Below are 21,644 nucleotides of genomic sequence, written 5' to 3'. Positions count from 1 at the left end.
CGGGGGGAGATCGCATGCGAGGACTCGCACAGACGCTGGTGCTCACCGGAGCGGTGCGCGCCGCCGAGATGTCGACCGCGCTCGGACAGTTCGGCGACACCCCGGAACTCGGCCGCTACCTGGTCGCCCAGGGCCAGGTCACCGAGTCGCAGCTCGCGGAGGCCGTGGCGCTGCACACCGGCCACCGCTTCGTCGACCTGTCGAACATGGCACTGGACCCGAGCGTGATCGCGCTCGTGCCGAGCGCCCTGTGCCGCAAGTACCAGCTGCTGCCGATCGATCGCCGCAACGAGCGCCTCACGGTCGGCATCCTCGACCCGAACGACATCGTCGCGCTCGACGACGTCGCGAGCGTGACCGACCTGTTCGTCGAACCGGTCGTGGTCGCCCAGGACGCGCTCGCGCAGATGTTCGAGCGGTTCCTGCGCTCCGACGAGGAGCTCAGCGAGCTTTCCAGCGCGATCGAGGAGACGTCGCAGACCACCGAGACGGCGTTCACGGAGACGCTCGACGAGCAGGATGCCGATGCGCCGGTCATCCGCTTCGTCAATCTGCTGATCGCCCAGGCGATCAACGACCGTGCCAGCGATATCCACGTCGAACCCGGCGAGCGCCAGCTCACCGTGCGCCTGCGGATCGACGGCGTGCTGCACGAGATGCAGAAAGCCGACCGGGCGATCCAGGACGGCATCATCTCGCGTCTGAAGATCATGTCCTCGATCGACATCGCCGAGAAGCGCAAGCCGCAGGACGGCCGCCTGACCGTGACCCACGAGGGGCGTGCGATCGACCTCCGCGTGGCGACGCTGCCGACCGTGTGGGGCGAGAAGATCGTCATGCGCATCCTCGACAACACGGGTCAGGTCATGACGATGCGCGACCTGCTCTTCTCCCCCACGAACGACGAGCGCTTCCGCGCGGCGATCAGCCAGCCGCACGGCATGATCCTCGCGACCGGCCCGACCGGGTCGGGCAAGTCGACGAGCCTGTACACCGCCCTGCGCGCCGTGGCGAACCCGACGATCAACGTGATCACCGTCGAGGACCCGGTGGAGTACCGCATCGCCGGCATCAATCAGGTGCAGGTCAACAACAAGGCCGGGCTGACGTTCTCCACCGCGCTGCGGTCCATCCTGCGCTCGGACCCCGATGTCGTCCTGGTCGGCGAGATCCGGGACTTCGAGACCGCGAACATCTCGATCGAGGCGGCGCTGACCGGTCACCTGGTCCTGTCCACCCTGCACACGAACGACGCACCGAGCGCCCTCACCCGTCTCACCGAGATCGGCTGCGAGCCGTTCCTGGTGGCGACCGCGCTCAGCGCCGTGATCGCGCAGCGCCTCGCTCGGCGCCTGTGCGTGAAGTGCAAAGTCCCGGTGACCGAGACGAGCGAAGTCCTTTCCGCGCTGCGCTTCCCGCACGACCCGCTCGACCTGCCCCAGTTGTTCCGCGCGGGCGGCTGCCCCGCGTGCTCGAACACCGGCTACCGCGGCCGTGTGGCGCTGCACGAGGTCATGTCGCTGAGCGAAGAGCTCGAGTCGCTCGTCGTGACCCGTGCGACCGGCGGCGAGATCCGGCAGGTGGCGCTCGAACAGGGCATGATCTCGCTGCGCGACGACGGGTGGTCGAAGGTCGCGCAGGGGCTCACCACGATCGAGGAAGTCCTCCGCGTCACGGTGTGACCGGGGCAGCTCCGCGCCACCGCTGACGCGGAGCCTCCCTCCCCCGGGTCAGGACTGCTTCGCCAGGTCGGCGTACAACGTGAAGATCGGCAGGTACAGCGAGATCACCATGCCGCCGATCACGACGCCGAGCACGACGATGAGCAGCGGTTCGATCGCGGACGAGAGCTGGCCCGTCGCGGTCTCGACCTCGTCCTCGTAGAAGTCGGCGATGCTCGCGAGCATCTCCACGAGCGTTCCGGACTCCTCGCCGACCGAGACCATCTGCGGCACCATCGCCGGGAAGACCTCGGCCTTGGCGAGTGGTCCGGCGAACGACTTGCCCTGTCGGATCGACTCCTGCACGTCGCGGACGGCCTGCTCGATCTTCCAGTTGTTCGAGGCCTGCGCCACGATCGAGAGCGCCTGGATGATCGGCACTCCCGCGTTGAGCATCATCGACAGGTTGCGGGCGAACCGCGCCACCGCGATCTTCGTCGCGAGCTTGCCGAACACCGGCAGCTTGAGCTTGAGCGGGTCCACGACGCGCCGCACCTGGTCGGTGTGCTTGTTGCGCGACCACCACACCGCGATGACGATCACGACGATCGCGAGCGACGGCAGGATCCACCACATGTTGTTCGAGATGTTCACGAGGATCTGCGTGGGGATCGGCAGGGACCCCCCGATGCCCTCGAACATCTTCTCGAAGACGGGGACGACGAACGTCACCATCGCCAGCACGCCGAGCATCGCGATGATGAGGACGATCGTCGGGTAGGTCGTCGCCGCCCGGATCTTGTTCTGCAGCTCTGCTTCGCGCTTGTAGTTCTCGGCGATCGAAGCGAGCGCGGGGCCGAGGAAGCCGCCCGTCTCGCCGACCCGGACGATGCTCAGCAAGAGCGGGGGGAAGACCTCCGGATGCCGAGCGAGCGCCGCCGAGAACGACGAGCCGCTCTCGACATCGGCTTGGACTGCCACGAGCGCCGGCTGCAGCTTCTTGTCCTCGGTCTGCTCGATCAGGATCGTGAGCGTGCGCATGAGGGGCAGGCCGGCGTTGATGAGACCGCTCATCTGGCGGGCGAAGACGGCGAGGGACTTCGCCGACGGCGCACGCGTGAGTCCGGGCAGCTTGATGTCGCGGTTGAGACCGGTGTTGGACTTGAGTGTGACCTCGAGCGGGGTGAGCCCCTGCGCCTTGAGCTTGCTCGTGACGGCCGCCTCGGTGCCGGCCTCGATCGTCCCCTTGAGGATCGCCCCGCCCTGCGGATCGATCGCCCGGTACATGAACTCCTGGGTGACGGCCATGGTCAGACCTCCGCTCGCTGCTGGTGCCACTCACCGGCGTGCAAAGACCACGCCTCGGCGTCGAGTTCCTGGGGTCTCACGTACACGTCGTCAAGGCTCTTGGGGTCGACCGCGAACGCCTTCGCGACATGCTGGGCGATCGTCCCCTCTTCGACGAGGCGCTTGAGGTCCTGGTCGAGCGTGTGCATGCCGACCGCGGATCCGGCCTGCATCGCCGAGTACAGCTGCGCCACCTGGCCCTCGCGGATCATGTTCGCCACCGCCGGGGTGTTGATGAGCACCTCGGTGGCGATCGTGCGCCCGTCGGTCTGCGACAGCGGCAGCAGCGTCTGGCTGATCACGCCCTGCAGGGTGTCGCCGAGTTGCGTGCGGATCTGCGCCTGCTGATCGGCCGGGAACACGTCGACGATGCGGTTGATGCTCTTCGCGGCGCCCTGGGTGTGCAGGGTCGACAGCACGAGGTGACCGGTCTCGGCCGCCGAGAGCGCGGCGCGGATAGACTCCGGGTCGCGCAGCTCGCCGATCAGGATCACGTCGGGGTCCTGGCGCAGCACGCGTCGCAGCGCCTCGGCGAACGAACCGGTGTCGGTGCCGATCTCACGCTGGTGGATGAGTGCCCGTTTGCTGTCGTGGTGGAACTCGATCGGGTCCTCGATCGTGATGACGTGCGCGGGGATCTGCTCGTTGATGATGTCGACCATCGCGGTGAGGGTCGTCGACTTGCCCGAGCCCGTGGGTCCGGTCAGCAGCACGAGACCACGCGGCAGCAGAGCGAGGTCGCGCGCGATCGCGGGCGCGCCGAGCTCCTCGAGCGTGTACACCCGGTCGGGGATGAACCGCAGCGCGATCGCGATCGACCCGAGCTGGCGGAACACGTTCACGCGGAAGCGCCCGAGTCCCGGCGCGGCATGCGCGAGGTCGACTTCGTGCCGCTCGGCGAACTCGGCGCGCTGACCCGGGCCCATGAGGCTCGTCGCCGCCGCCTCGACCCAGGCCTCGGACTGCGGGTTGAGGTAGCCGGGGATGCCGACGAGATCTCCGTCCACGCGCATGAGCGGTGCAGCCCCGGCGGTGATGTGCACGTCCGACGCCCGATCGCGCGCGGCGCGGGTCAGGATGGCTTCCAATTCGGCGTTCTCCATGACTCAGCCCTCCGCGTCCACGAACGTCAACCCGTCCACCTGCACTTCGATCCCGTCCCCGGACGTCGTCGACAGCGCCGTGATGCTGCTGAAGAGCCTCGTCCCCGACCGCAGAGCGTCGAGGAACGCGGTCACCTGATTCATGTCGGACGCCCGCACCTGGATGCTGAAATCGACCTGCTGCCGGCCGGCGGGCGCGGCATCCGTCGTCGTACCCGCCTCGGCCGTGCCGTCGGACGCGGCATCCGTCGCGGCCGGGGTCGCCGCGGGGTCGGCGGTCTCGGTGGGTGCTGCGGCGGCGTCGGCTGCGCCCGTGTCTGCCCCGTCGGCGGGGTCCGTTGCTCCGGTGCGAACCGCGAACGCGGACGCGTCACCCGCGGTCACGCTCGTGATCGTGACGCCGGATGCCGCCGCGGCGTTCGCGACCACCTCGAAGACGTCGTCGAGCTTCGCGGTCGCAGGGATCTGCCCCCGCAGGGAGGCCACGGACGCGTCGATCTCGTCCTGACGCGCCTCCTGCTCCTTCAGCCCGTCCACTTGAGACTGGTACACCGAGTTCGAAGCCGCGACCGACGCGGTCTGCCCGTCGACGACGAACGACGACAGCAGCATCGGCACCGCTACGAGGACGACACCGAGCGCGATGATGCCGAGCGAGACGACGAGGCCGATGATCGTGATGAGCTGCTTGGGCATCAGCCGGTCCCCTCTTCGCTCGCGTACGCGTTCGAATAGATGGTCTGGTCGAACGTGACGGTCAGCTCATAGGCGTAGTGCCCCTCGATCACCGTGCTGGCGGTGACGGCTTGACCGTCGGCGTAGAGGACGCCGTCCACTCCGCGCAACGACCGCACGGCCGCGACGATGTCGATCGGATTCGGGCTGTCGAACGCGAATGTGCCCACCAGGCCCTCCTCCGACTCCGGCTCGTCGCCCTGCGGCGCCCCGCCGCTCGTGAGGTCGAAGCCCGTCAGTGTCACTTCGGCGGGAAGGATGCCGGTGACCTTCGAGATGACCGGCGCCCAGGCGAAGTCCGCGGCCATCGCCTCCGAGCGGTACTGCGTGAGCTCCTGCTCGGTGGCGAGCGCCTGGCTCACTTCCGACAGGGCGGACAGCTGCACGAGGAGGTCGTTCGTGCGGGCCTGTTCGGCGACGAGGCGCTGATCGGCGAGGAACTTCAGAGCGAATGCCGCCGCGATGATCAGCAGGGTGACGACGATCGCGCCGAGAGCGGCCCAGACCCAGCGACGGGTGAGACTCTCCCGTTCGCGGCGGGCGACTTCGACCCGGGGCATGAGGTTCAGGCGGGGCATGCCCGCGTAGGCGGGTACGGCGGTGCGGGCCATCAGCGTCCCTCTCCGAGTGCGAGTCCGACGGTGCTGACGAGGTTCAGCGAGAGCTCCCCCGGCGGCAACTCGGACTTGAGCGTGACGACATCGCCGACGTTCACGACGCGGACCGGGATGTCCAGGGCGCTGGTGAGCGCCGACAGCGCGCCGTCGGCGGCGATGCCGGCGCCCGCGACGAGCACCGAGGTCAGCGGCGCGGTGCCCGGCCGGCTTCCGAAGAAGGCGAGAGTGCTGCGCACGCGCCCGGCGAGGTCGGATATCGCCGGTCCGGTGCCGCCCGGGCGCAGGGCGCCGCGGGGCCGGATCGCACCGGCGGGCACGGTCTCGGCGACGGGCTCGACGACCGGCAGCTCGGGCAGGCCGGATTTGCGCAGGACCGCGGCGGTGGGCATGTCGATCGGGAGGATGCGCACGAAGTGCGGGACACCTCCCTGTGCCACGACCACCTGCGTGGTGTGATCGCCGACATAGACGAAGGCGATCGTCTCCTCCGGGGCGGCGAGCGCGGCCGACGCGCGGGCGAGACCGAACGCGGTGAGGTCGACGTGGCGGGTGCGCAGCTTCACGCGGTCGAGGGTCGTGATGATGTGCTCGATCGACTCGGACACGGCGGCGACGAGCAGTCCGCTGATCTGGTCGCCCTGTTGCGACAGCGGGAAGAAGTCGAGGACCGCCTGGCTCGCGGGAACCGGGAGGAGGTCCTGCACCTGGTACGGCAGGGCATCGCGGAGGAGATCCGGGCGCATGGCCTGCGTCGTGTATTCGCGCACGAGGATCCGACGACTGGCCACGCCCAGAGTGACTTCTTTCGCCTTGAAGCGGGCGCCGGTCCACAGCTGTCGCAGTGCGACGGCGACGGCTCCCGCGTCGACGACTTCGGAGTCCTTGGCCGCGTCGATCGGCAACGGCACCTCGCCGTAGCCGACCAGCTGCGGCGCGCGACCGACGGTGACCTCGGCGGCACGCACACTCTCTTCGGTCACTTCCAGTCCGACGACTGTCTTCGCCATGTCGACGACCTTCCTAACTGCCCGTGTAGAGGCTGAGATATGCGCTGCCGATGCTTTCGCCGGCGAACACTCCGGTCCACGCGCCGAGGATCATCCAGGGACCGAACGGGATCGCGGTCTTGCGACGGGCGCGACGGGCGATCATCAGCGCGATTCCGAAGACGCCCCCGTAGACGAACGCGAAGAACGCGCCGACCGCGAGCGCGCCCCAGCCGATCCAGCCGAGGAAGAGCCCGACGATCCCGGCGAGCTTGACGTCGCCACCGCCCATGCCGCCGGGCCGGATGAGCCGCAGCAGGAAGTAGAACGCGTACAGGATCGCCATGCCGATGCCGGCACGCAGCAGCGCGGGCCAGTCCGCGCTGAACAGCGCCGCCAGGGTCAGCAGCACGATCGCGATCGGGTAGCTCGGCAGCACGATCGCGTTCGGGAGGCGGTGGGTGTCCAGGTCGATGAGCGTCAGCACGATGCTGATCGCGGCGAAGTACAGGTACGCGATCACGACCAGGGCCAGGGCGATCGGCATCCGCGCCCACGGCGTGTCGGGGAAGGCCGCGAGGAAGAACCATGCCACTGCGGCGAACGCGACGCCGGTGAAGGCCTCGACGAGGGGATACCGCGTCGAGATCGGCGCACCGCAGTGCGCGCACTTTCCGCGCAGGGCGAGCCAGCCGATCACCGGCACGTTGTGGCGCGCGGCGATCGCGGTGTCGCACTTCGGGCAGCGACTCTCGCGCGTGAGCGGGATCCCCGCGGGCACGCGGTAGGCGACGACGTTGAGGAAAGAGCCGATCGCGAGGCCCAGGAGGCCCGCGCAGACGACGAGGAGCGGGGTCAGCGACGTCATTCCCTAACGCTCCGTCTGATACGCGAGGGTGCCGAGGCTCTGGGTCTGCGTGCCGGTCTGCACGCCGCCCTGTCCCTTGATCTTGCAGCCCAGCTGGTTGAACGCCGGCGTCCACGCCATCGCGGCGCACGTGTAGGTTGTCGTGATGTTGCCCGACGAGTGCAGGTTCGTGCTGTCGTTCGTGTAGAGCTGCCCGCTGAAGCTCGAGGTGAGCGTGCCGGTCAGACCGCACGGCGAGTACATCATCACTTTCACGTCGGCGCTCACCGTGCCGCCCACGTTGAACGTGTCCTTCTGGTTGCCATTGCCGCAGTTTGGCACCGGCTCGCCGTTCGCGTAGTTGGTGCTGGCGTCGTTGTGGATGAACAGCAGCTGCTTGGTCGTGCCGCTCGCGGGATTGATCGTGCCGGTGAGGTTCACGCTCATCGACGCGGTCGAGCCGGCGATGATGACGGCATCCCGAGCGAGCGTGACGTTCGAGAGCGCGACGTTGACCGCGAACGAGCTGTTGCCGTTGCCGGTGCAGGACGAGAAGTCGAGCACGAGCGGCGCCCCGGAGGTCTCGAGCAGGCTCTTGATCGTCGGGTTCGGGTTGTTCTTCACGAGATTGCAGACCGAGGTCGCGCTGTACTTCGTGCCCCAGTTCGTGCTCGAGGTGAAGTCGATCCACTGGGTGGCGGCCTTCAGCCAGGCGAGCGTCGGGTCGAAGACCGGATCGGGACCGTTCGGCGTCTGAGTACCCGTGACCGTCCAGTTCGAGCCCTTGGTGATCGTGTTCTTGCTCGTCACATTGCCGCCGACGGTCGCGGTCGAGCTCCCCTGGTTGCTCAGATCGATATTGCCCTTGGCGTTGATGTCCTTGCCGACCGTGGCTCCGCCGTTCGAGCTCAGGCTGACAAGGCCGTTCGTCGTGATCGACCCGGTCACCGAGATCGCCTGGCTGTTGCTCGTCACATTGCCGTCGGCCCAGATGTCGCCCTCGACGCGGCAGTTGTTGCTGAAGTTCACGGTGCCGTTGAGGACGTACAGGTCCCCGGTGAGAAGCGCACCCTGCGTGCAGTTCCAGTTGCCGGTGCGCAGCACCAGGTCACCGGTGTAGTGCGAGACGCCGGCGGTGAAGCCGCCCGAGAAGTAGGTGACGACGCCGCCGGGCTGCTGCGAATAGCTGACGACCCACGGGTAGACGGCATCGATCGTGCTGGTCGAGCCGTCGGGGCCGGTGCCGGTCGAGCGGATGACGATGAACCGCGTGGATGCCGAGGGGCACCCCTGCGCGACACCGGCGTCGGTCGCCGAGGTGGGCTGGTTGCCGGTCGTGACGTAGACGGTCGCCGCGTACTGCGGGTCGCTGCCCGCGTAGGTCGTCGCCGCGCACCCTCCGACGATGCCCGCCACCGCGGCATCGCGGCCGGACTCGGCGGCGATGAAGGCCTGCGTGCGGCTGCGGTTGCCAGAGTTGGACTGGACGGTGAAGAGGACGGATGCCGCGACCACGCTCGCGACGATGAAACCCACGAGCATGACGACGAGGACGGTGACCAGAACCGCACCGGCGTCGTCGTCCTTGCGCGGTGTGAGAAGTCGGCGGATCACCAGCATGGCGCGCTCACTCCCGTCGCGGCGGACCGCGCCGCCGCCTGACCGCCGAAGCGCACGGGCGCCGCGGTGGTCGTGATGTCGAAGGTGTATTTCACGGTCGCGCCCGTCTCGGCGAAGAACGGCGTCGAGCCGCGTTGGGCGATGCCGGGCTGCCACACGGGCCACGTCGAGGAGGCGCCGAGGGCGGTGGAGCGCGCCGTCATGCGCGACTCGCCCGTGGCGAGCGAGAAGCCCTGGCACTCCAGGCCCGATCCGAGCGAGGTGTGGACGATGAGTGTCGAACCGTCGGCCGAGACGTCGAACGCGATCGCGTTGCGCATCGCGCGCTCGACGGCGGAGGTGATCACCTGTCCGCGGTTCGTCGCTTCGGTCACGTTCGTCACATTCCGTTGGGTCGTCCACGAATTGACCAGGATCGCCGCGGTCGCGAGGACCACGATGCTGGCGATCAGGAAGTAGACGATGAGCTCGATGAGCGACAGTCCGTCGTCATCGGCTTTGCGGTTCTCGTTCATGGGATGTAGATCAGCGCGGACGTGCTGGCGAGCGTCGTGCCCGAGCCGTCGACGGCGGTGAGCTTGAGGGACACCGCCTTCTTCGTCGCGCACGTGCCGACCGTCCCCGAACTCGTGAGCGTGCGGCCCACGCCGTCGGTGAAGGTCTGGGTCGCCGCGGCGCTGGTGAGCGCCGCGCACGACGGTGCTTGGCGGGCCTGTTCGACGAGGGAGTTCAGCTGCCGCGTCGCCGTCGCGACGGATGACTGCTGGCTCGAGTACTGGATGCCGTTGAACAGCGCCGGCAGGAGAGCGACCGCGATGATCGCCAGGAGGAACATCGCGATGATGACCTCGACGATGCTGAAGCCAGCGTCTGAATGCGTACTCGAACGCATTTGAGCCTCCCCGGTCCTGAGGACGCTGGAGACTCGCTACAAGAGCGAATCTCCAGCGTCGCGATCAACAGCCCGGACCAGACTTCTGAGCGGTGACGCCAGTCTTCGATGCCGTCACACAAATGTCATCGAGAGAGGTTCCTGCCACGGCGAGCGTGACGCCGCCCGTCTCAAGGTTGGTCACGTCGACGGCCGTAGGCGCCTGGCCCGATGTCTGTGCCACGGATGCAGCGACCTGAGTGGCGCCATTTGCCGCGATTGCCTTCAGAGCATTTTCGTCGGCCTGCTTCTGGATGTTCAGGAAGATCGGGATTGCGATCGCGGCCAGGATGCCGAGGATCACGACGACGACGATGAGCTCGATGAGCGAGAAGCCGCCCTCGCCGTTCTCTTCGCGCTTGGCCTTTTCGGCCTCGAGATAGTTCTTGAAAGTACGCATGAGCGTGCCACTCCCCATTGATGATTGTTTTTACGGGTCACCTCTGACCGACCGGCCCCAGACCGGTTGGACGCCGAGGCGTCCCTATTCCCCAGAGCAGGAGCAGACGCACGCCGATAGTCCCTCTCCAGCATCCCCAGACCTGGATCGAGTCGTTCACGTCGGATCCCCGGTCACCTCCCCAAAAGGTGCCTGCGGGATCCACCGCTTACGTGGATCTTCTCCCACCACTGATCATGAGATCTCTCTCATGCCGTGTCAACGCAATTCGGCTCAGCGTTCCCGCAGGAGTCGCACAGCGATCCGACAATGAACGCACCGATTTCCCCCCGATTTTCCCCCATCCCATCCGGCCAACCAGCCCCGCCTCTCCGCCGAGATGGTGCATCTTCCCGCGAGATGGTGCATGTTCGCCCGAGAACGTCCCACCATCTCGGGCGAAGAACAACCACCTCGGCGGAAGAACAACCACCTCGACGGGAAAGACACCATCTCGGCGGGAGGGGCGCAGAAACCCTGGCTACGTGGCGAGCAGGGCTCCGAGAGAGATCAGGCGGGCGGCCACCAGCGCGACGACGCCGGCGAGCGCCAGCACAGCCACGACGAGGGCGATCACCGGGATCAGCTTGCGGGTCGGGCGTTGCACGGCCAAGGTCATCCCGACTGCCGCAAGAAGGAACGCTGCGATCAGCAGCGCCACGATCGCGAGGTTGACCAGACCCGCGAGGACAGGGTCCGATCGAAGCAGCAGGTTTGCGATCAGCCCGCCGATCAAGGCGAGGCCGGCGACGACGAGCGAGGTCGTGGCCGGCCCGTTCGCCGCCGCGACCGGCACATAGGACACCCGCGGCACACGCACGAACGGCGTCGGCTGTGGGACGTGGACGACCGGCGGCAGCGGTCGGTCGTCGAACCGGATGCCGCTTCCGATGACCTGGTCCAGCGACAGTTCTCGCCGGTCGCCCTCGGTCACGTGCTTCGATTGCGACTGTGCCTCGGGAGCCTGCTTCGCGTCGAACGCCGGCATCGACGCGGGCACGGACTCGGCCACAGGCATGGACTGCGGCTCGGGCACGGGCACGGGTTCGGCCACCAGCCCGGACGAGTCACCCGTCGCCGACCGCGCGCGCTCCCGCAGCTGCGCTCGCGTCAGCGGCTGCTCGGGTGGCGCGATCGCGGTGGCTTCGGCAGCGCGGTGCTCGGCGCGTGTGCGGTGCGTGGGCGCCGCTGACGGCGTGCGGTCGGTCATCATCTCCCCCAAGAGACGTCCTACGGCGGCACGTCCTCCCCAGGAGCTGTGCCGGCTCCCGCCAAACTTACCGGTTGCGCCGCCGGCGTCGGGTCACGGCGTCGGTTCGTGACGCGCGACGAGCCGCTGGAGGCAGTCCGTCCACCCCTGCACGTGCGCGTCGCGCTCCTCCGGGCTCGCGAATCCGCGGTGCGTCACCGACACCTGCGTCACCTGCCCTGCGACGGAGGAGACGGACGACAGGCGGACCCCGACCTGGGTCACGGGGCGTTCGCCCGCCCACCGCCAATCGATGTCGAGCAACCGCATCGGGTCCACTGCTCGGATCACACCCTCCACGGCCATGTCGGCGACCTCCGAGCGCACCTCCCACCGGCCGTCCGGCTCGAGCTCGACCACGGCGGTCGCCTCGAGCCGAGGGGGCCAGAACCACGCGGCGACGTCCGCAGTTGTCAGATCCGCCCACACCTGCTCGACGGATGCCGCCACCCGCACGTCCTGCGTCAACTCGGTCATGTCCACACCGTAACGAGGGCGACCGACAGACCTGAAGCTCTCCGGAGATGGCCCTTGGAACCGCTCTCACGCGGGTCTACAGTCAGACCAGCACGGTCCCCACCGCGCCGGCGCCGCACCCCCGCCGCGCCACCCTCAACGGAGAGGAAATCCGCGTGTCCCCACTCGCTCCCCCACCCTCACGCGTTCGTCGCGCGGCGGCCGTCGTCACCGGGCTCGCGCTCGTCGGCGGCGCACTTCTCGCCGCGCCGGCCCACGCGGCGCCGCCGCGCCCGGTCGACCCGGTCAACCCCGATTTCGGTCCGAACGTGCAGATCTTCGGCCCGGACGCTCCGCTGACGGAGATCCAGTCCACGATGGACGCGCTGGCCGACCAGCAGCGCGACAACGAGATGGGCTCCGCGCGGCACGCCGTCTACTTCCTGCCGGGTGAGTACGGAACTGCCGCGCAGCCGTTGCAGTTCGAGGTCGGCTACTACACCGAGGTGGCCGGACTCGGCGCCGCCCCCGGCGATGTCACCGTCAACGGTGCGATCGAGGTGTACAACCGGTGCCTCGGCGACGGCGGGACGACCAACTGCATCGCGTTGAACAACTTCTGGCGCACCCTGTCGAACCTGTCGATTCAGGTGAACAAGGCGGGCCAGGACGGATGCCGGCAGAGCGCCAACTTCTGGGCCGTCTCGCAGGCGGTCTCGATGCGCCGGGTCGAGATCGGCGGAGCGAACCTGTCGCTCATGGACTACTGCACCGCAGGTCCGCAGTACGCCAGCGGCGGGTACATCGCCGATTCGAACCTGCCGTTCGTGATCAGCGGCTCGCAGCAGCAGTGGCTCACCCGCAACAGCGCCGTGGCCGGCTGGAGCAACGGCGTGTGGAACCAGGTCTTCTCCGGCGTACAGGGCGCTCCGGACGACGCCGGGTTCCCGAACCCGCCCTACACGACGATCGACCAGACGCCGGTGAGCCGCGAGAAGCCCTATCTGTACGTCGATGACAGCGGGCGCTACAACGTCCGGGTGCCGGCTGCGCAGACGGCGACGAGCGGAACCTCGTGGGCCGCGGCGGAGACCGCAGGACGCAGCATCCCGATCACGGAGTTCTTCATCGCGACCCCGGACGACTCGGTGAAGGACATCAACAACGCCCTGGCACGCGGCCAGCACCTCATCTTCACCCCCGGCGTCTACGACATCGATCGCACGATCGAGGTCAAGCGTGCGAGGACGGTGATCCTCGGCATGGGCCACGCGACGCTCACGTCCGCGCGCGGTGCGGTTCCCGTCGAGGTGAAGGATGCCGCCGGCGTCGTCATCGCAGGGATCACGGTCGACGCGGGCGAGACCCTCTCCCCGGCCCTCATGCGGATCGGCAGCGCGAAGGGCGGGAAGAAGCTCGACCCGGCCGACCCGATCACCCTGAGCGACGTGTACTTCCGCGTCGGCGGGCCTCACATCGGCAAAGTGACCACCGCGCTCGAGGTCAACGCCGACAACATGCTGATCGATCACATCTGGGTCTGGCGCGCAGACCACGGCATCGAGGGCTTCACGAACGGCGTGAACGGCGACACCGACCGATGGAACACGAACATCGGCACGACCGGCGTCGTGGTGAACGGCGCGAACGTCACCGCGACCGGCCTGTTCGTCGAGCACTTCCAGACGTACAACACCGTGTGGAACGGCCAGAACGGGCGCGTAATCCTGTACCAGAACGAGCTGCCGTACGACCCGCCCAGCCAAGCCGACTGGACCCAGCCGAACGGCACGCTCGGCTACCCCGGCTACAAGATCGGCGACAAGGTCACCACGCACCGCCTCGACGGTGCCGGCGTCTACGTGTTCAACCAGAACGACCCGTCGATCGTGACGGCGAACGGGTTCGAGGCTCCGCAGACACCGGGCGTGCAGCTGCACCACATCATGACGGTAAACCTCGCGGCCGGCACGATCCAGCACGTCGTGAACGGCATCGGAGATCAGGTCGACAACAGCAGGACCGGCATCCCGGCCTACGTCGTCGACTACCCGACACCGTAGGCGGTGCCCTCGCACACGGATGCCCCGGCTCTCGAGCCGGGGCATCCGTGTATGAGGGGTCGTTACTTCCTGCCCTTTCCGGGCTTCGTGGTGGCGGTCGGCGTCGGGGTCGGCGAGGGCGAGACCGTCGTCGTCGAACACTTCGACGTGAACGAGTAGGTCAAGCTCGACGGACGGGTGCCTGCGGCCTCGAAGGACCAGCCGAGGTTGTAGCTGGACGACGTGCCGGCGGTGAAGGTGATGCCGGTCGCGGCGTCGGCTTCGTTGAAGACGATACTCAGACCGGAGCTGCCGGAGAGGATGATCTTGTCACCCGTGGTCGCCGGCGACGCCTTCGCGGTGATCGACTCGCCGGCCTTCAGGGCGATGTCGTTGATCGAGACGTAGTTCGCGGTCACCTTGAGACCGTTGAAGTACGAGCACCCGACGGCCGCGGATGCGGGCGGGGCGGCGGCGGGTGCGACCACGACGCCGGCCGCGAGGGCCAGGCCGAGGACGGATCCGAGGACGGTGAATCTTTTCGTGCGTGCGCGCATGGTGGGGACCTTTTCGCAGTCGGGGTGGGCGGGGGCACTCTCGGCCGCACGGGGGCGCGACTCAGTAACATATGTAGCAGAAGTTCACTGCAGTAACACACCCCCCATTTCTGAGGGAACCGAGACTCACCAGAGCGGGTGGATGGCCTCCCGAAGGCGACGGTCGTAGACCTCACGGACCACCGCGTCGAACGCGTCGACATCGAACCCGGCGGAGACGGCGTCGGCGGCATCCGCATTCGACTGCGCCTGCCCCACGTTGCGGGCGCCCGGGATGACGCTAGTGACGCCGGACTGCGCCGCGATCCACGCGAGCGTCGCCGCCGGCAGGGACACGCCTTCGGGCAGCGCGGCCGCCAGTTCCGCGGCTGCGGCGAGACCCACCTCGAAATCGACACCTGAGAAGGTCTCCCCGCGGTCGAACGCTTCGCCGTGCCGGTTGTACGACCGGTGGTCGTTGTCGGCGAACGACGTCTCAGTCGTGTACTTCCCCGACAGCACCCCCGACGCCAGCGGCACCCGCGCGAAGACCGCGACACCGTTCGCCGCGGCCGCAGGCAGCACATCGTCCAGCGGCTTCAGGCGGAAGGGGCTGAAGATGATCTGCACGTTCGTGACGTTCGGCCGCGCGATCGCCGCGAGCGCCTGCTCGCAGGTCTCGACCGAGACGCCGTACGCGGCGATCGTGCCCGCGTCGACGAGCGCGTCGAGAGCCTCGTACGTCGCGTCGTCCTCGATCACCGCCGTCGGCGGGCAGTGCAACTGCACGAGGTCCAGGATGTCGACGCCGAGGTTCGCGCGCGAGCGGTCGGTCCATGCGCGGAAGTTCTCGGGCGTGTAGTTCTCCGGTTCCTGCGGCAGGCGGCGGCCCATCTTCGTGGCGACCGTGATGCCGTGATCCGCGCGCCCCGCGAGGAACCGCCCGATGAGCGACTCACTGCGCCCGTCGCCGTAGACGTCGGCGGTGTCGAAGAGGGTCACGCCGCGTTCAGCGGATGCCGCCAGCACGGCGAGCGCGTCCTCCTCGCTGACCGCACCCCAGTCAGCCCCGAGCTGCCAGGTACCCAGGCCGATCTCGGAGATCGATCGGCCGGTGCGTCCGAGGGGGCGCTGCTGCATGGGGATCCTCCTTCGCGTGCCCGGTTCGGGCATCGCTTTCCAGCATTACACGCGGTGACGACGCGGCGCGCGCGAGTGGACGACGGAGCCGGCAACCGCGATGATGTCCCATCATCGGCATCCGAGGAGCGGATCATGAGCGGCAGCACGGACGACCGGCCGGTCGGCGTCGACGGGCCGCTTCTGATCACGTCCGTCGACGCCGCCGGGCGCGAACGCTCGCGGCTGATCCCCCGGGCACGGGTGGATTCCGTGCTGCGGACGGGGGTGCACGCGTCGATCAGCAGCGTCGCCCTCTTCACGCCGACCGATGATCCGGTCGATGCGCTCGGCCGGGATGCGGTGATCGGCGATCTCCTGCTAGCCCCGGATGCCGAGCGCATCGCACGACTCGGCGAGCGCGGTCCGGCCTGGACGCCCGCGGACGTCCGCGAGATCGACGGCACGCCGTTCGCGGGATGCGGTCGGCACGCCGTGCGCCGCCAGCAGACGCGCCTCGCCGAGCGGGGACTGAGCGCGCGGATCGGCTTCGAGATCGAGTTCACCCTCGACGGCGGCGAGGCGGTCGATCCGTCACCGGCACACACCGGACCCGCTTACGGCCAGCATCCGATCCTGCAGAACGAAGCGTTCGCGACCGAGCTGCTGACCGAGTTCGACGCGGCCGGCGTCCCCGCACTGCAGCTCCACGCGGAGCACGGACACGGCCAGTTCGAGGTCGCCCTCGATGCCCGCGACCCTCTGGACGCCTGCGACGACGACGTGCTGGCGCGGCTGGTGATCGACCGCGTCGCGCTTCGGCACGGACTGCGGGCGGACTTCTCGCCGATCCCCCGCGTGGGCGCGGCGTCGAACGGGATGCACATCCACCTCTCGCTCGCCCGCGACGGCGTGCCGCTCTTCAGCCCGGATTCCGATGACGCCCCCGGACCCGACGGCATGGCGGCGATCGCCGGGATCCTGGCGGAGTTTCCCGCGCTGACGGCGCTCCTCGCGGGGAGCCTGCCGAGCTACGAGCGTCTCCGGCCCGGCCGTTGGTCGGGCGCCACGGTCTGCTGGGGGCCGGGCAACCGCGAAGCGGCCGTCCGCTACGTCGCATCGACCGCCGGCGGTTCGGCTCGCGGCGCCAACATCGAGATCAAGCCGGGGGACGCGTCCGCCAACCCCTACTACGCCGTGGCTGCCCTCCTGGCGGCGGCCGAGAACGGCATCGCCCGTGGAGCCGTTCCGCCCGCACCGGTCCTGATCAGCCCGACACGCCTGTCCGAGAGCGAACGCGCCACCGGCGGCATCCACCCCCTGCCGTCGAGCCTCACCGAAGCGCTGGCGGAGCTCGACCGGTCCGTCGTCCTGCGGGCGGCGCTCGGAGACGCGCTGATCGACCTGTACCTGGCGGTGCGGACACCACACGGGTGACCCGTGGGTCTTTCGGCCTACGCACGGCCGACGCGAGACGGAGACACTGAAGGCGACGGCGCACCTGAGGCCGTCAGGAAGAGGTTCCCATGTCCCGCACATACGTCATCACCGGCGCCGCCAGCGGCATCGGAAAGGCGACGGCCGACCTGCTCGTCGAGCGGGGTCACAAGGTGATCGGCGTGGACCTGCACGGTACGGACATCGATGCGGACCTGTCGACCGCCGCCGGACGGGAGTCCATGGTCGCCGCCGTGTCCGACATGAGCCGGGGGACGATCGACGCGGTGATCGCGAACGCCGGGCTCGCGACACCCACCGCTGCGACGGTCGCCGTCAACTACTTCGGCGCCGTGGCCACGCTCGAAGGTCTCCGGCCGCTTCTGGGCGGTTCGCCCGCGCCACGCGCCGTCGCGACGGCGTCCATGGCGTCGCTCTACCCGCCGGATGAGGCTCTGCTCGAGTTGCTGCTCGCCGGCGACGAACCGGGCGCTCTGGCGCGGGGCGCGGAGCTCGAAGCCGCCGGCGGTGACACGGCGAACCTGATCTACGGCACGACCAAGCGCGCGCTCGCCCGATGGATCCGCCGCCACGCGGCCTCCCCCGAATGGGCCGGCGCAGGGATCCCGCTCAACGCCGTCGCTCCGGGAGTCGTCGTGACCCCGATGACCAAAGCGTTCACCGACACCGCGGAAGCCCGCGAGGCGATCCTGCAGATGGTCCCGATGCCGCTGAACGGCATCTTCGAACCTCGCGACGTGGCCTACCTCCTCGGGTGGCTCGCGAGCAAGGAGAACGCCCACCTGTGCGGGCAGGTGATCTTCATCGACGGCGGGTCGGATGCGGTCATCCGGGGCGATTCGACCTGGTGACAGGTCCGCGAGGCCGCGGTCTGGGGGGACCGCGGTCTCGCGTCTTCGTGTGGACCGGTGAGCGTGGATGTGCTCGTTCGCGGGGGCTCCGCCGACCGGCTAGGATAGGGGAGTTGTCCGCTCGCGGACATCGGGATGTGGCGCAGCTTGGTAGCGCACTTGACTGGGGGTCAAGGGGTCGCAGGTTCAAATCCTGTCATCCCGACCACATCGAAAAGGGTCGGCCGTGAGGCCGGCCCTTTTTCGCGGGTTCAGAAGCTCTCCAGCGGGTTGGCGGCGAGCTTGCCGATGATCCCGGCGTCGACCAGCCGCCGCGCCGCCGTGTCGGGCTTGCGGGCCGCCTGGTCGATCACGCACGCACCGAACTCGGCCGCGAGGGTGCCGCGCGGATGCGCGCGCAGAACCTCGCGCCGGAACTCCTCGGGCAGTACCTCGGGCCGCGAACCCGAGATGTCCAGACCCGTGGCGATCTCGAGCAGGTGGCCCTCGGCATCCATCGTCGGATCGACGCTCGGCCAGTTGTGCCGGACGATCACCTCGAGCGCGCGGCGGCGGCGCGGCGCCGGCCAGCCCGCACCCGCCGTGAGCGCGACCGCGACATGTCCGCCCGCGTGCTCGTACGAGATCGTGTGGTTGTCGAACTCCGGGACCGTGCCGATGTCGTGCAGCACGGCAGAGACGTACAGCAGTTCGTGGTCGATGCCGGAGATGCCGTCGATCCGCGCGAATCCCTCCGCCCAGAGCCAGGACCGGAGCGCATGCGCGGTGAGGGCCGGCGACTGGTAGCTGCGGGCGATCTCGAGCGCGCCGCGCGCGGCCAGGGTATCGGGAACGGGGAAGTCGGCGATCTGCACACCCCATCGTCCCCTGCACACGGGTCGCACGACGTGCGCGCAGCGGACACACCGCGCCGGTTTCCGGCCAACGTGTTCACAACTCCCGCAAAACGAAACCGCGTGACACGCCCACGGCGTGATTCCGCGCACCATCGACGGCAGCGCGGCGAAGATGCAGGAGTTATGAGCAGCGGCCTGTCCGGTGCCGGGGCTACGGTCGACCCATGGCTGAGATCGTCATCTCCCCCGCGACCGCCGACCGCTTCGAGGACGCCGAGCACGCGCTCACCGGCGGTGGAGACGGCAGGTCCTGCCAGTGCCAATGGTGGATGATGCCCAACGCGCAGTTCCAGCGGCTGGAAACCGCCGAGCGCACCGACCTGCTGCGGAACGAACTGGCCGTGGCGTCGGTCCCGCCCGCGCTCATCGCCTCGGTCAGCGGCGAAGCGGCCGGCTGGGTGCGGGTGGGACCCCGCGTGCACCAGGTGCGCATCGCGCGCACGCGCGCTCTCGCCGCGAACACCGAGCTGCCGCTGGATGACCCGGACGTCTGGGCGATCTCCTGCTTCGTCGTACGGCGTGAGCACCGCGGCATCGGGCTGAACGCCCGGCTGATCGACGCCGCGGTCGCGTTCGCGCGTGACCACGGCGCGCGCGTCGTCGAGGCCTATCCCGTCGACACCGCCGTCGCGCACGCCTCGGCGAACGAGCTCTACCACGGGGTGCTGTCCACGTTCCTCGCCGCCGGATTCCGCGAGGTCGCGCGCCCGCGACCCGACCGCGCGATCGTGATGCTCGACCTCACCGCCTGACGAGCGGCGCCCCGGGCGGAACTCCCCGGTGACGCGCCGATCTTGTGGCGCAGGCCGATGCGGGCGGAGGCATCCGCCGTGCGACGATGATGGTGCCGTCGGTCAGGGTGAGGAGAGAGCCATGAATCGGATGCCGAGCCCCCGCGCCCGGGTGGTGCCGGCATGAGCTCCTCGGCGCGGGTGGACGCGTGGCTCTGGGCCGTACGCGTCTACAAGACCCGCTCGGCGGCGACCGCGGCATGTCGGGCCGGTCACGTGCGGATCGGCGGCGAGCGGGCGAAGGCCGCGCAACCGGTCAGGCCGGGCGACGAACTGAGGGTGCGGATCGCGGGGTTCGACCGGATCCTCGTGGTGAAGGAGCCCATCTCCAAGCGAGTCGGGGCTCCGCTCGCCGCGGCGGCCGTCGAAGACAGGACTCCCCCGCCGCCGCCGCGCGAGGAGCGCGCGTTCGTCCCGATCCGCGACCGGGGCGCCGGGCGGCCGACGAAGCGCGAGCGGCGCGACATCGACCGGCTCCGCGGCCGCGACGGCCTCGAGCCCGACCGATAGGCGACGGGCTCAGTCGAACTGGTCGAGCAGCCACCCCGCCCCGCGTGTCGTGGCCCCGGCCGCCTCGACACGGCCGGCCAGCTCGCGGTCGCTCGTCACGACGATCACGGTGCGCCCGGTGGATACGAGCCGCTCGGCCTCGGCGACGATCGCGTCGTCGCCGGATGCCGCCGCGCGCGCGATCCGGACGTCGTCCGGTGCCGTCGCGGCGGCGCGCGCCTCACCCTCGACGACGACTGTCCACTCGGGGTACCACCGGGACTCGGGGAGACTCAGGAGAGCCGCGTCCACCCCGTCGTCCGCGAGGCGCCCGATCCGGTCGAGAAGCCGGTCGGTCGCTGCGGCACGGTCGCGCCACCAGCCGTCGGGCACGGCACCCACGACGTTCGCGGCGTCCACCACGATCGCCGGACGGACCGCGAGCAGGCTCTGCAGGCGCACCCACGACTCCGCGAACGCCGGATGCAGGGGACGATCGATGACTTCGGATGCGGAAACCCATGCGAGCTCATGACTCTCGGGGTCGCTGATGGTCGGCTCGAACGGCCGGATCACATCGCCCACGACCGTCGTGTACGACCAGTAGCCGAGATCGAGCACGCTCAGCAGCCGAGGCCGCACGGCCGCGTCGGGGACGCCTGCCTCCTCGGCCGCCTCCCGCAGCGCGCCGTCGCACGCCGACTCCCCCTCGTGCCGCGCCCCGCCGGGCAGTGCCCACGTGTCGCCGAAGTGCGACCAGGTCACGCGGTGCTGCAGCAGCACGCCGCGCTCGGCATCCACCGCCATGAGCCCCGCCGCGCCGAAGACCCCCCAGTATCGCTCGCCCGTGGGCGCGACGACCCAGGCGTCCCCCGGATCCCGCGGTCCGCTCGGCCGACGCGGCTCACCGGGCGCGGGGGGAAGGATGCTCACGCGTCCACCCTCGCACACCCGCATGCCACGGGATGCCGATCGGCCCGCTCCGCGGCCACACGAGGAAACACGGCCTGCATGAGAATGCTGGGATGCACGACGGATACGAGATCGACGACGACCCGCGCCGGATCCCGCGCGACACGGTCTGGGAGTGGCTGTCGACCGAGGCCTACTGGGCGCGCTGGCGTGCGCGCGCCGATGTCGACGCACAGCTCGACGCCGCGTGGCGCGTGGTGGGCGCCTACCGGGCGGGGACGGACGAGCTGGTCGGATTCGCGCGGGCGGCATCCGACGGCGTCGCCTTCGCCTATCTCGCCGACGTGTTCGTCGTCGCGGATCATCGGGGCCAGGGCATCGGCAAGCGGCTGATGCGCGCGATGATCGATGACGGGCCGGGGGCCGGGTTCCGCTGGGTCCTGTTCACCGCCGACGCGCACGGACTGTACGAGCAGTTCGGCTTCGCCGTGCCGGACGCCACCGCGATGGTCCGCCCGCCGGCCCTCCCGGCGATCGCCTGACCGCAGGGGCGCCACCG

General features: G+C 69.3%; 23 protein-coding genes and 1 tRNA gene. 8 read left to right on the top strand and 16 right to left on the bottom strand.

What is annotated here, in order from left to right; all coding sequences use genetic code 11:
• Positions 1 to 14: 14 nt before the first annotated feature.
• A complete protein-coding gene (locus ABD197_RS07265) occupies positions 15 to 1,682 on the top strand; it encodes a GspE/PulE family protein (RefSeq protein ID WP_344053064.1) in 1,668 nt (555 codons plus the stop codon).
• Positions 1,683 to 1,730: 48 nt separating this feature from the next.
• Here the strand turns inward: ABD197_RS07265 and ABD197_RS07260 are convergent, their stop codons facing one another.
• The 12 genes from ABD197_RS07260 to ABD197_RS07205 all read right to left on the bottom strand — a co-directional run bounded on the left by ABD197_RS07260 (position 1,731) and on the right by ABD197_RS07205 (position 12,012).
• Positions 1,731 to 2,969 carry a type II secretion system F family protein gene (locus ABD197_RS07260; protein WP_344053062.1) on the bottom strand — a complete coding sequence of 413 codons (1,239 nt, stop codon included), beginning with the start codon at positions 2,967 to 2,969 and terminating at the stop codon, positions 1,731 to 1,733.
• Between the two features lie 2 nt (positions 2,970 to 2,971).
• Entirely contained in the window at positions 2,972 to 4,111 is a 1,140-nt protein-coding gene (locus ABD197_RS07255; RefSeq protein ID WP_344053060.1) for a type IV pilus twitching motility protein PilT, read from the bottom strand.
• 3 nt (positions 4,112 to 4,114) lie between these two features.
• Positions 4,115 to 4,807 (bottom strand): hypothetical protein, encoded by a 693-nt coding sequence (locus tag ABD197_RS07250; protein WP_344053058.1) that lies wholly within the window; start codon positions 4,805 to 4,807, stop codon positions 4,115 to 4,117.
• Entirely contained in the window at positions 4,807 to 5,457 is a 651-nt protein-coding gene (locus ABD197_RS07245) for a hypothetical protein (protein ID WP_344053057.1), read from the bottom strand. Before ABD197_RS07245 ends, ABD197_RS07250 begins: the two co-directional genes overlap by 1 nt.
• The gene (pilM, locus tag ABD197_RS07240; protein WP_344053055.1) at positions 5,457 to 6,470 is read right to left on the bottom strand and encodes a type IV pilus biogenesis protein PilM; all 1,014 of its coding nucleotides are present in this window, start codon (positions 6,468 to 6,470) and stop codon (positions 5,457 to 5,459) included. The genes ABD197_RS07245 and pilM overlap by 1 nt, the downstream gene beginning before the upstream one ends.
• Before the next feature lie 13 nt (positions 6,471 to 6,483).
• The gene (locus ABD197_RS07235) at positions 6,484 to 7,317 is read right to left on the bottom strand and encodes a prepilin peptidase (RefSeq protein ID WP_344053053.1); all 834 of its coding nucleotides are present in this window, start codon (positions 7,315 to 7,317) and stop codon (positions 6,484 to 6,486) included.
• Between the two features lie 3 nt (positions 7,318 to 7,320).
• Positions 7,321 to 8,916, bottom strand: coding sequence for a bactofilin family protein (locus tag ABD197_RS07230; RefSeq protein ID WP_344053051.1), 1,596 nt, complete (start codon positions 8,914 to 8,916; stop codon positions 7,321 to 7,323).
• Complete coding sequence (locus ABD197_RS07225) at positions 8,907 to 9,431, bottom strand: PilW family protein (protein WP_344053050.1); 525 nt, start codon at positions 9,429 to 9,431, stop codon at positions 8,907 to 8,909. The genes ABD197_RS07230 and ABD197_RS07225 overlap by 10 nt, the downstream gene beginning before the upstream one ends.
• A complete protein-coding gene (locus ABD197_RS07220; RefSeq protein WP_344053049.1) occupies positions 9,428 to 9,808 on the bottom strand; it encodes a type IV pilus modification PilV family protein in 381 nt (126 codons plus the stop codon). The genes ABD197_RS07225 and ABD197_RS07220 overlap by 4 nt, the downstream gene beginning before the upstream one ends.
• Before the next feature lie 64 nt (positions 9,809 to 9,872).
• Positions 9,873 to 10,247, bottom strand: coding sequence for a type IV pilin protein (locus ABD197_RS07215; RefSeq protein ID WP_344053047.1), 375 nt, complete (start codon positions 10,245 to 10,247; stop codon positions 9,873 to 9,875).
• A 520-nt stretch (positions 10,248 to 10,767) separates the two neighbouring features.
• On the bottom strand, positions 10,768 to 11,496 hold the full coding sequence (locus ABD197_RS07210) for a hypothetical protein (RefSeq protein WP_344053046.1): 729 nt from the start codon (positions 11,494 to 11,496) through the stop codon (positions 10,768 to 10,770).
• Positions 11,497 to 11,589: 93 nt separating this feature from the next.
• Positions 11,590 to 12,012, bottom strand: a complete 423-nt coding sequence (locus ABD197_RS07205) for an SRPBCC family protein (protein WP_344053044.1) — start codon at positions 12,010 to 12,012, stop codon at positions 11,590 to 11,592.
• A 155-nt stretch (positions 12,013 to 12,167) separates the two neighbouring features.
• On the opposite strand from ABD197_RS07205, the gene ABD197_RS07200 reads away from it, so the two are divergent.
• Positions 12,168 to 14,054: a glycosyl hydrolase family 28-related protein gene (locus ABD197_RS07200; RefSeq protein WP_344053042.1), complete on the top strand. Its 1,887-nt coding sequence runs from the start codon at positions 12,168 to 12,170 to the stop codon at positions 14,052 to 14,054.
• Positions 14,055 to 14,116: 62 nt separating this feature from the next.
• Here the strand turns inward: ABD197_RS07200 and ABD197_RS07195 are convergent, their stop codons facing one another.
• Together ABD197_RS07195 and ABD197_RS07190 are read right to left on the bottom strand one after the other, a co-directional pair.
• A complete protein-coding gene (locus ABD197_RS07195) occupies positions 14,117 to 14,590 on the bottom strand; it encodes a hypothetical protein (RefSeq protein WP_344053040.1) in 474 nt (157 codons plus the stop codon).
• Between the two features lie 126 nt (positions 14,591 to 14,716).
• Positions 14,717 to 15,709 carry an aldo/keto reductase gene (locus tag ABD197_RS07190; RefSeq protein ID WP_344053038.1) on the bottom strand — a complete coding sequence of 331 codons (993 nt, stop codon included), beginning with the start codon at positions 15,707 to 15,709 and terminating at the stop codon, positions 14,717 to 14,719.
• 135 nt (positions 15,710 to 15,844) lie between these two features.
• Between ABD197_RS07190 and ABD197_RS07185 the strand changes: the two genes are divergently transcribed.
• The 3 genes from ABD197_RS07185 to ABD197_RS07175 all read left to right on the top strand — a co-directional run bounded on the left by ABD197_RS07185 (position 15,845) and on the right by ABD197_RS07175 (position 18,205).
• On the top strand, positions 15,845 to 17,125 hold the full coding sequence (locus ABD197_RS07185) for a type I glutamate--ammonia ligase (RefSeq protein ID WP_344053036.1): 1,281 nt from the start codon (positions 15,845 to 15,847) through the stop codon (positions 17,123 to 17,125).
• An 89-nt stretch (positions 17,126 to 17,214) separates the two neighbouring features.
• Positions 17,215 to 17,997: an SDR family oxidoreductase gene (locus tag ABD197_RS07180; RefSeq protein ID WP_344053034.1), complete on the top strand. Its 783-nt coding sequence runs from the start codon at positions 17,215 to 17,217 to the stop codon at positions 17,995 to 17,997.
• Between the two features lie 131 nt (positions 17,998 to 18,128).
• A tRNA-Pro gene (locus tag ABD197_RS07175) sits at positions 18,129 to 18,205 on the top strand.
• Between the two features lie 43 nt (positions 18,206 to 18,248).
• Here the strand turns inward: ABD197_RS07175 and ABD197_RS07170 are convergent.
• Positions 18,249 to 18,851 (bottom strand): HD domain-containing protein, encoded by a 603-nt coding sequence (locus ABD197_RS07170; RefSeq protein ID WP_344053032.1) that lies wholly within the window; start codon positions 18,849 to 18,851, stop codon positions 18,249 to 18,251.
• 206 nt (positions 18,852 to 19,057) lie between these two features.
• On the opposite strand from ABD197_RS07170, the gene ABD197_RS07165 reads away from it, so the two are divergent.
• Together ABD197_RS07165 and ABD197_RS07160 are read left to right on the top strand one after the other, a co-directional pair.
• Positions 19,058 to 19,645: a GNAT family N-acetyltransferase gene (locus ABD197_RS07165; protein ID WP_344053030.1), complete on the top strand. Its 588-nt coding sequence runs from the start codon at positions 19,058 to 19,060 to the stop codon at positions 19,643 to 19,645.
• Positions 19,646 to 19,807: 162 nt separating this feature from the next.
• Positions 19,808 to 20,194: an RNA-binding S4 domain-containing protein gene (locus ABD197_RS07160; protein ID WP_344053027.1), complete on the top strand. Its 387-nt coding sequence runs from the start codon at positions 19,808 to 19,810 to the stop codon at positions 20,192 to 20,194.
• A 9-nt stretch (positions 20,195 to 20,203) separates the two neighbouring features.
• Here ABD197_RS07160 and ABD197_RS07155 read toward each other — a convergent pair whose 3' ends face one another.
• Positions 20,204 to 21,106 carry an NUDIX domain-containing protein gene (locus ABD197_RS07155; RefSeq protein ID WP_344053024.1) on the bottom strand — a complete coding sequence of 301 codons (903 nt, stop codon included), beginning with the start codon at positions 21,104 to 21,106 and terminating at the stop codon, positions 20,204 to 20,206.
• Between the two features lie 92 nt (positions 21,107 to 21,198).
• Between ABD197_RS07155 and ABD197_RS07150 the strand changes: the two genes are divergently transcribed.
• Positions 21,199 to 21,627 carry a GNAT family N-acetyltransferase gene (locus tag ABD197_RS07150; protein ID WP_344053022.1) on the top strand — a complete coding sequence of 143 codons (429 nt, stop codon included), beginning with the start codon at positions 21,199 to 21,201 and terminating at the stop codon, positions 21,625 to 21,627.
• Positions 21,628 to 21,644 lie beyond the last annotated feature (17 nt).

This window comes from Microbacterium lacus (assembly GCF_039531105.1).
Lineage (GTDB): Bacteria > Actinomycetota > Actinomycetes > Actinomycetales > Microbacteriaceae > Microbacterium > Microbacterium lacus.
Note: the sequence above shows the minus strand (reverse complement) of the source record. Positions and strands in the feature narration are given on the sequence as shown.

Coding starts and splice junctions, on each gene's coding strand:
- ABD197_RS07165 (WP_344053030.1), top strand. CDS start 19,058: ATGGCTGAGATCGTCATCTCCCCCGCGACCGCCGACCGCTTCGAGGAC.
- ABD197_RS07160 (WP_344053027.1), top strand. CDS start 19,808: ATGAGCTCCTCGGCGCGGGTGGACGCGTGGCTCTGGGCCGTACGCGTC.
- ABD197_RS07180 (WP_344053034.1), top strand. CDS start 17,215: ATGTCCCGCACATACGTCATCACCGGCGCCGCCAGCGGCATCGGAAAG.
- ABD197_RS07235 (WP_344053053.1), bottom strand. CDS start 7,317: ATGACGTCGCTGACCCCGCTCCTCGTCGTCTGCGCGGGCCTCCTGGGC.
- ABD197_RS07250 (WP_344053058.1), bottom strand. CDS start 4,807: ATGCCCAAGCAGCTCATCACGATCATCGGCCTCGTCGTCTCGCTCGGC.
- pilM (WP_344053055.1), bottom strand. CDS start 6,470: ATGGCGAAGACAGTCGTCGGACTGGAAGTGACCGAAGAGAGTGTGCGT.
- ABD197_RS07205 (WP_344053044.1), bottom strand. CDS start 12,012: ATGACCGAGTTGACGCAGGACGTGCGGGTGGCGGCATCCGTCGAGCAG.
- ABD197_RS07220 (WP_344053049.1), bottom strand. CDS start 9,808: ATGCGTTCGAGTACGCATTCAGACGCTGGCTTCAGCATCGTCGAGGTC.
- ABD197_RS07150 (WP_344053022.1), top strand. CDS start 21,199: ATGCACGACGGATACGAGATCGACGACGACCCGCGCCGGATCCCGCGC.
- ABD197_RS07225 (WP_344053050.1), bottom strand. CDS start 9,431: ATGAACGAGAACCGCAAAGCCGATGACGACGGACTGTCGCTCATCGAG.
- ABD197_RS07265 (WP_344053064.1), top strand. CDS start 15: ATGCGAGGACTCGCACAGACGCTGGTGCTCACCGGAGCGGTGCGCGCC.
- ABD197_RS07255 (WP_344053060.1), bottom strand. CDS start 4,111: ATGGAGAACGCCGAATTGGAAGCCATCCTGACCCGCGCCGCGCGCGAT.
- ABD197_RS07185 (WP_344053036.1), top strand. CDS start 15,845: ATGAGCGGCAGCACGGACGACCGGCCGGTCGGCGTCGACGGGCCGCTT.
- ABD197_RS07195 (WP_344053040.1), bottom strand. CDS start 14,590: ATGCGCGCACGCACGAAAAGATTCACCGTCCTCGGATCCGTCCTCGGC.
- ABD197_RS07190 (WP_344053038.1), bottom strand. CDS start 15,709: ATGCAGCAGCGCCCCCTCGGACGCACCGGCCGATCGATCTCCGAGATC.
- ABD197_RS07230 (WP_344053051.1), bottom strand. CDS start 8,916: ATGCTGGTGATCCGCCGACTTCTCACACCGCGCAAGGACGACGACGCC.
- ABD197_RS07215 (WP_344053047.1), bottom strand. CDS start 10,247: ATGCGTACTTTCAAGAACTATCTCGAGGCCGAAAAGGCCAAGCGCGAA.
- ABD197_RS07210 (WP_344053046.1), bottom strand. CDS start 11,496: ATGACCGACCGCACGCCGTCAGCGGCGCCCACGCACCGCACACGCGCC.
- ABD197_RS07260 (WP_344053062.1), bottom strand. CDS start 2,969: ATGGCCGTCACCCAGGAGTTCATGTACCGGGCGATCGATCCGCAGGGC.
- ABD197_RS07245 (WP_344053057.1), bottom strand. CDS start 5,457: ATGGCCCGCACCGCCGTACCCGCCTACGCGGGCATGCCCCGCCTGAAC.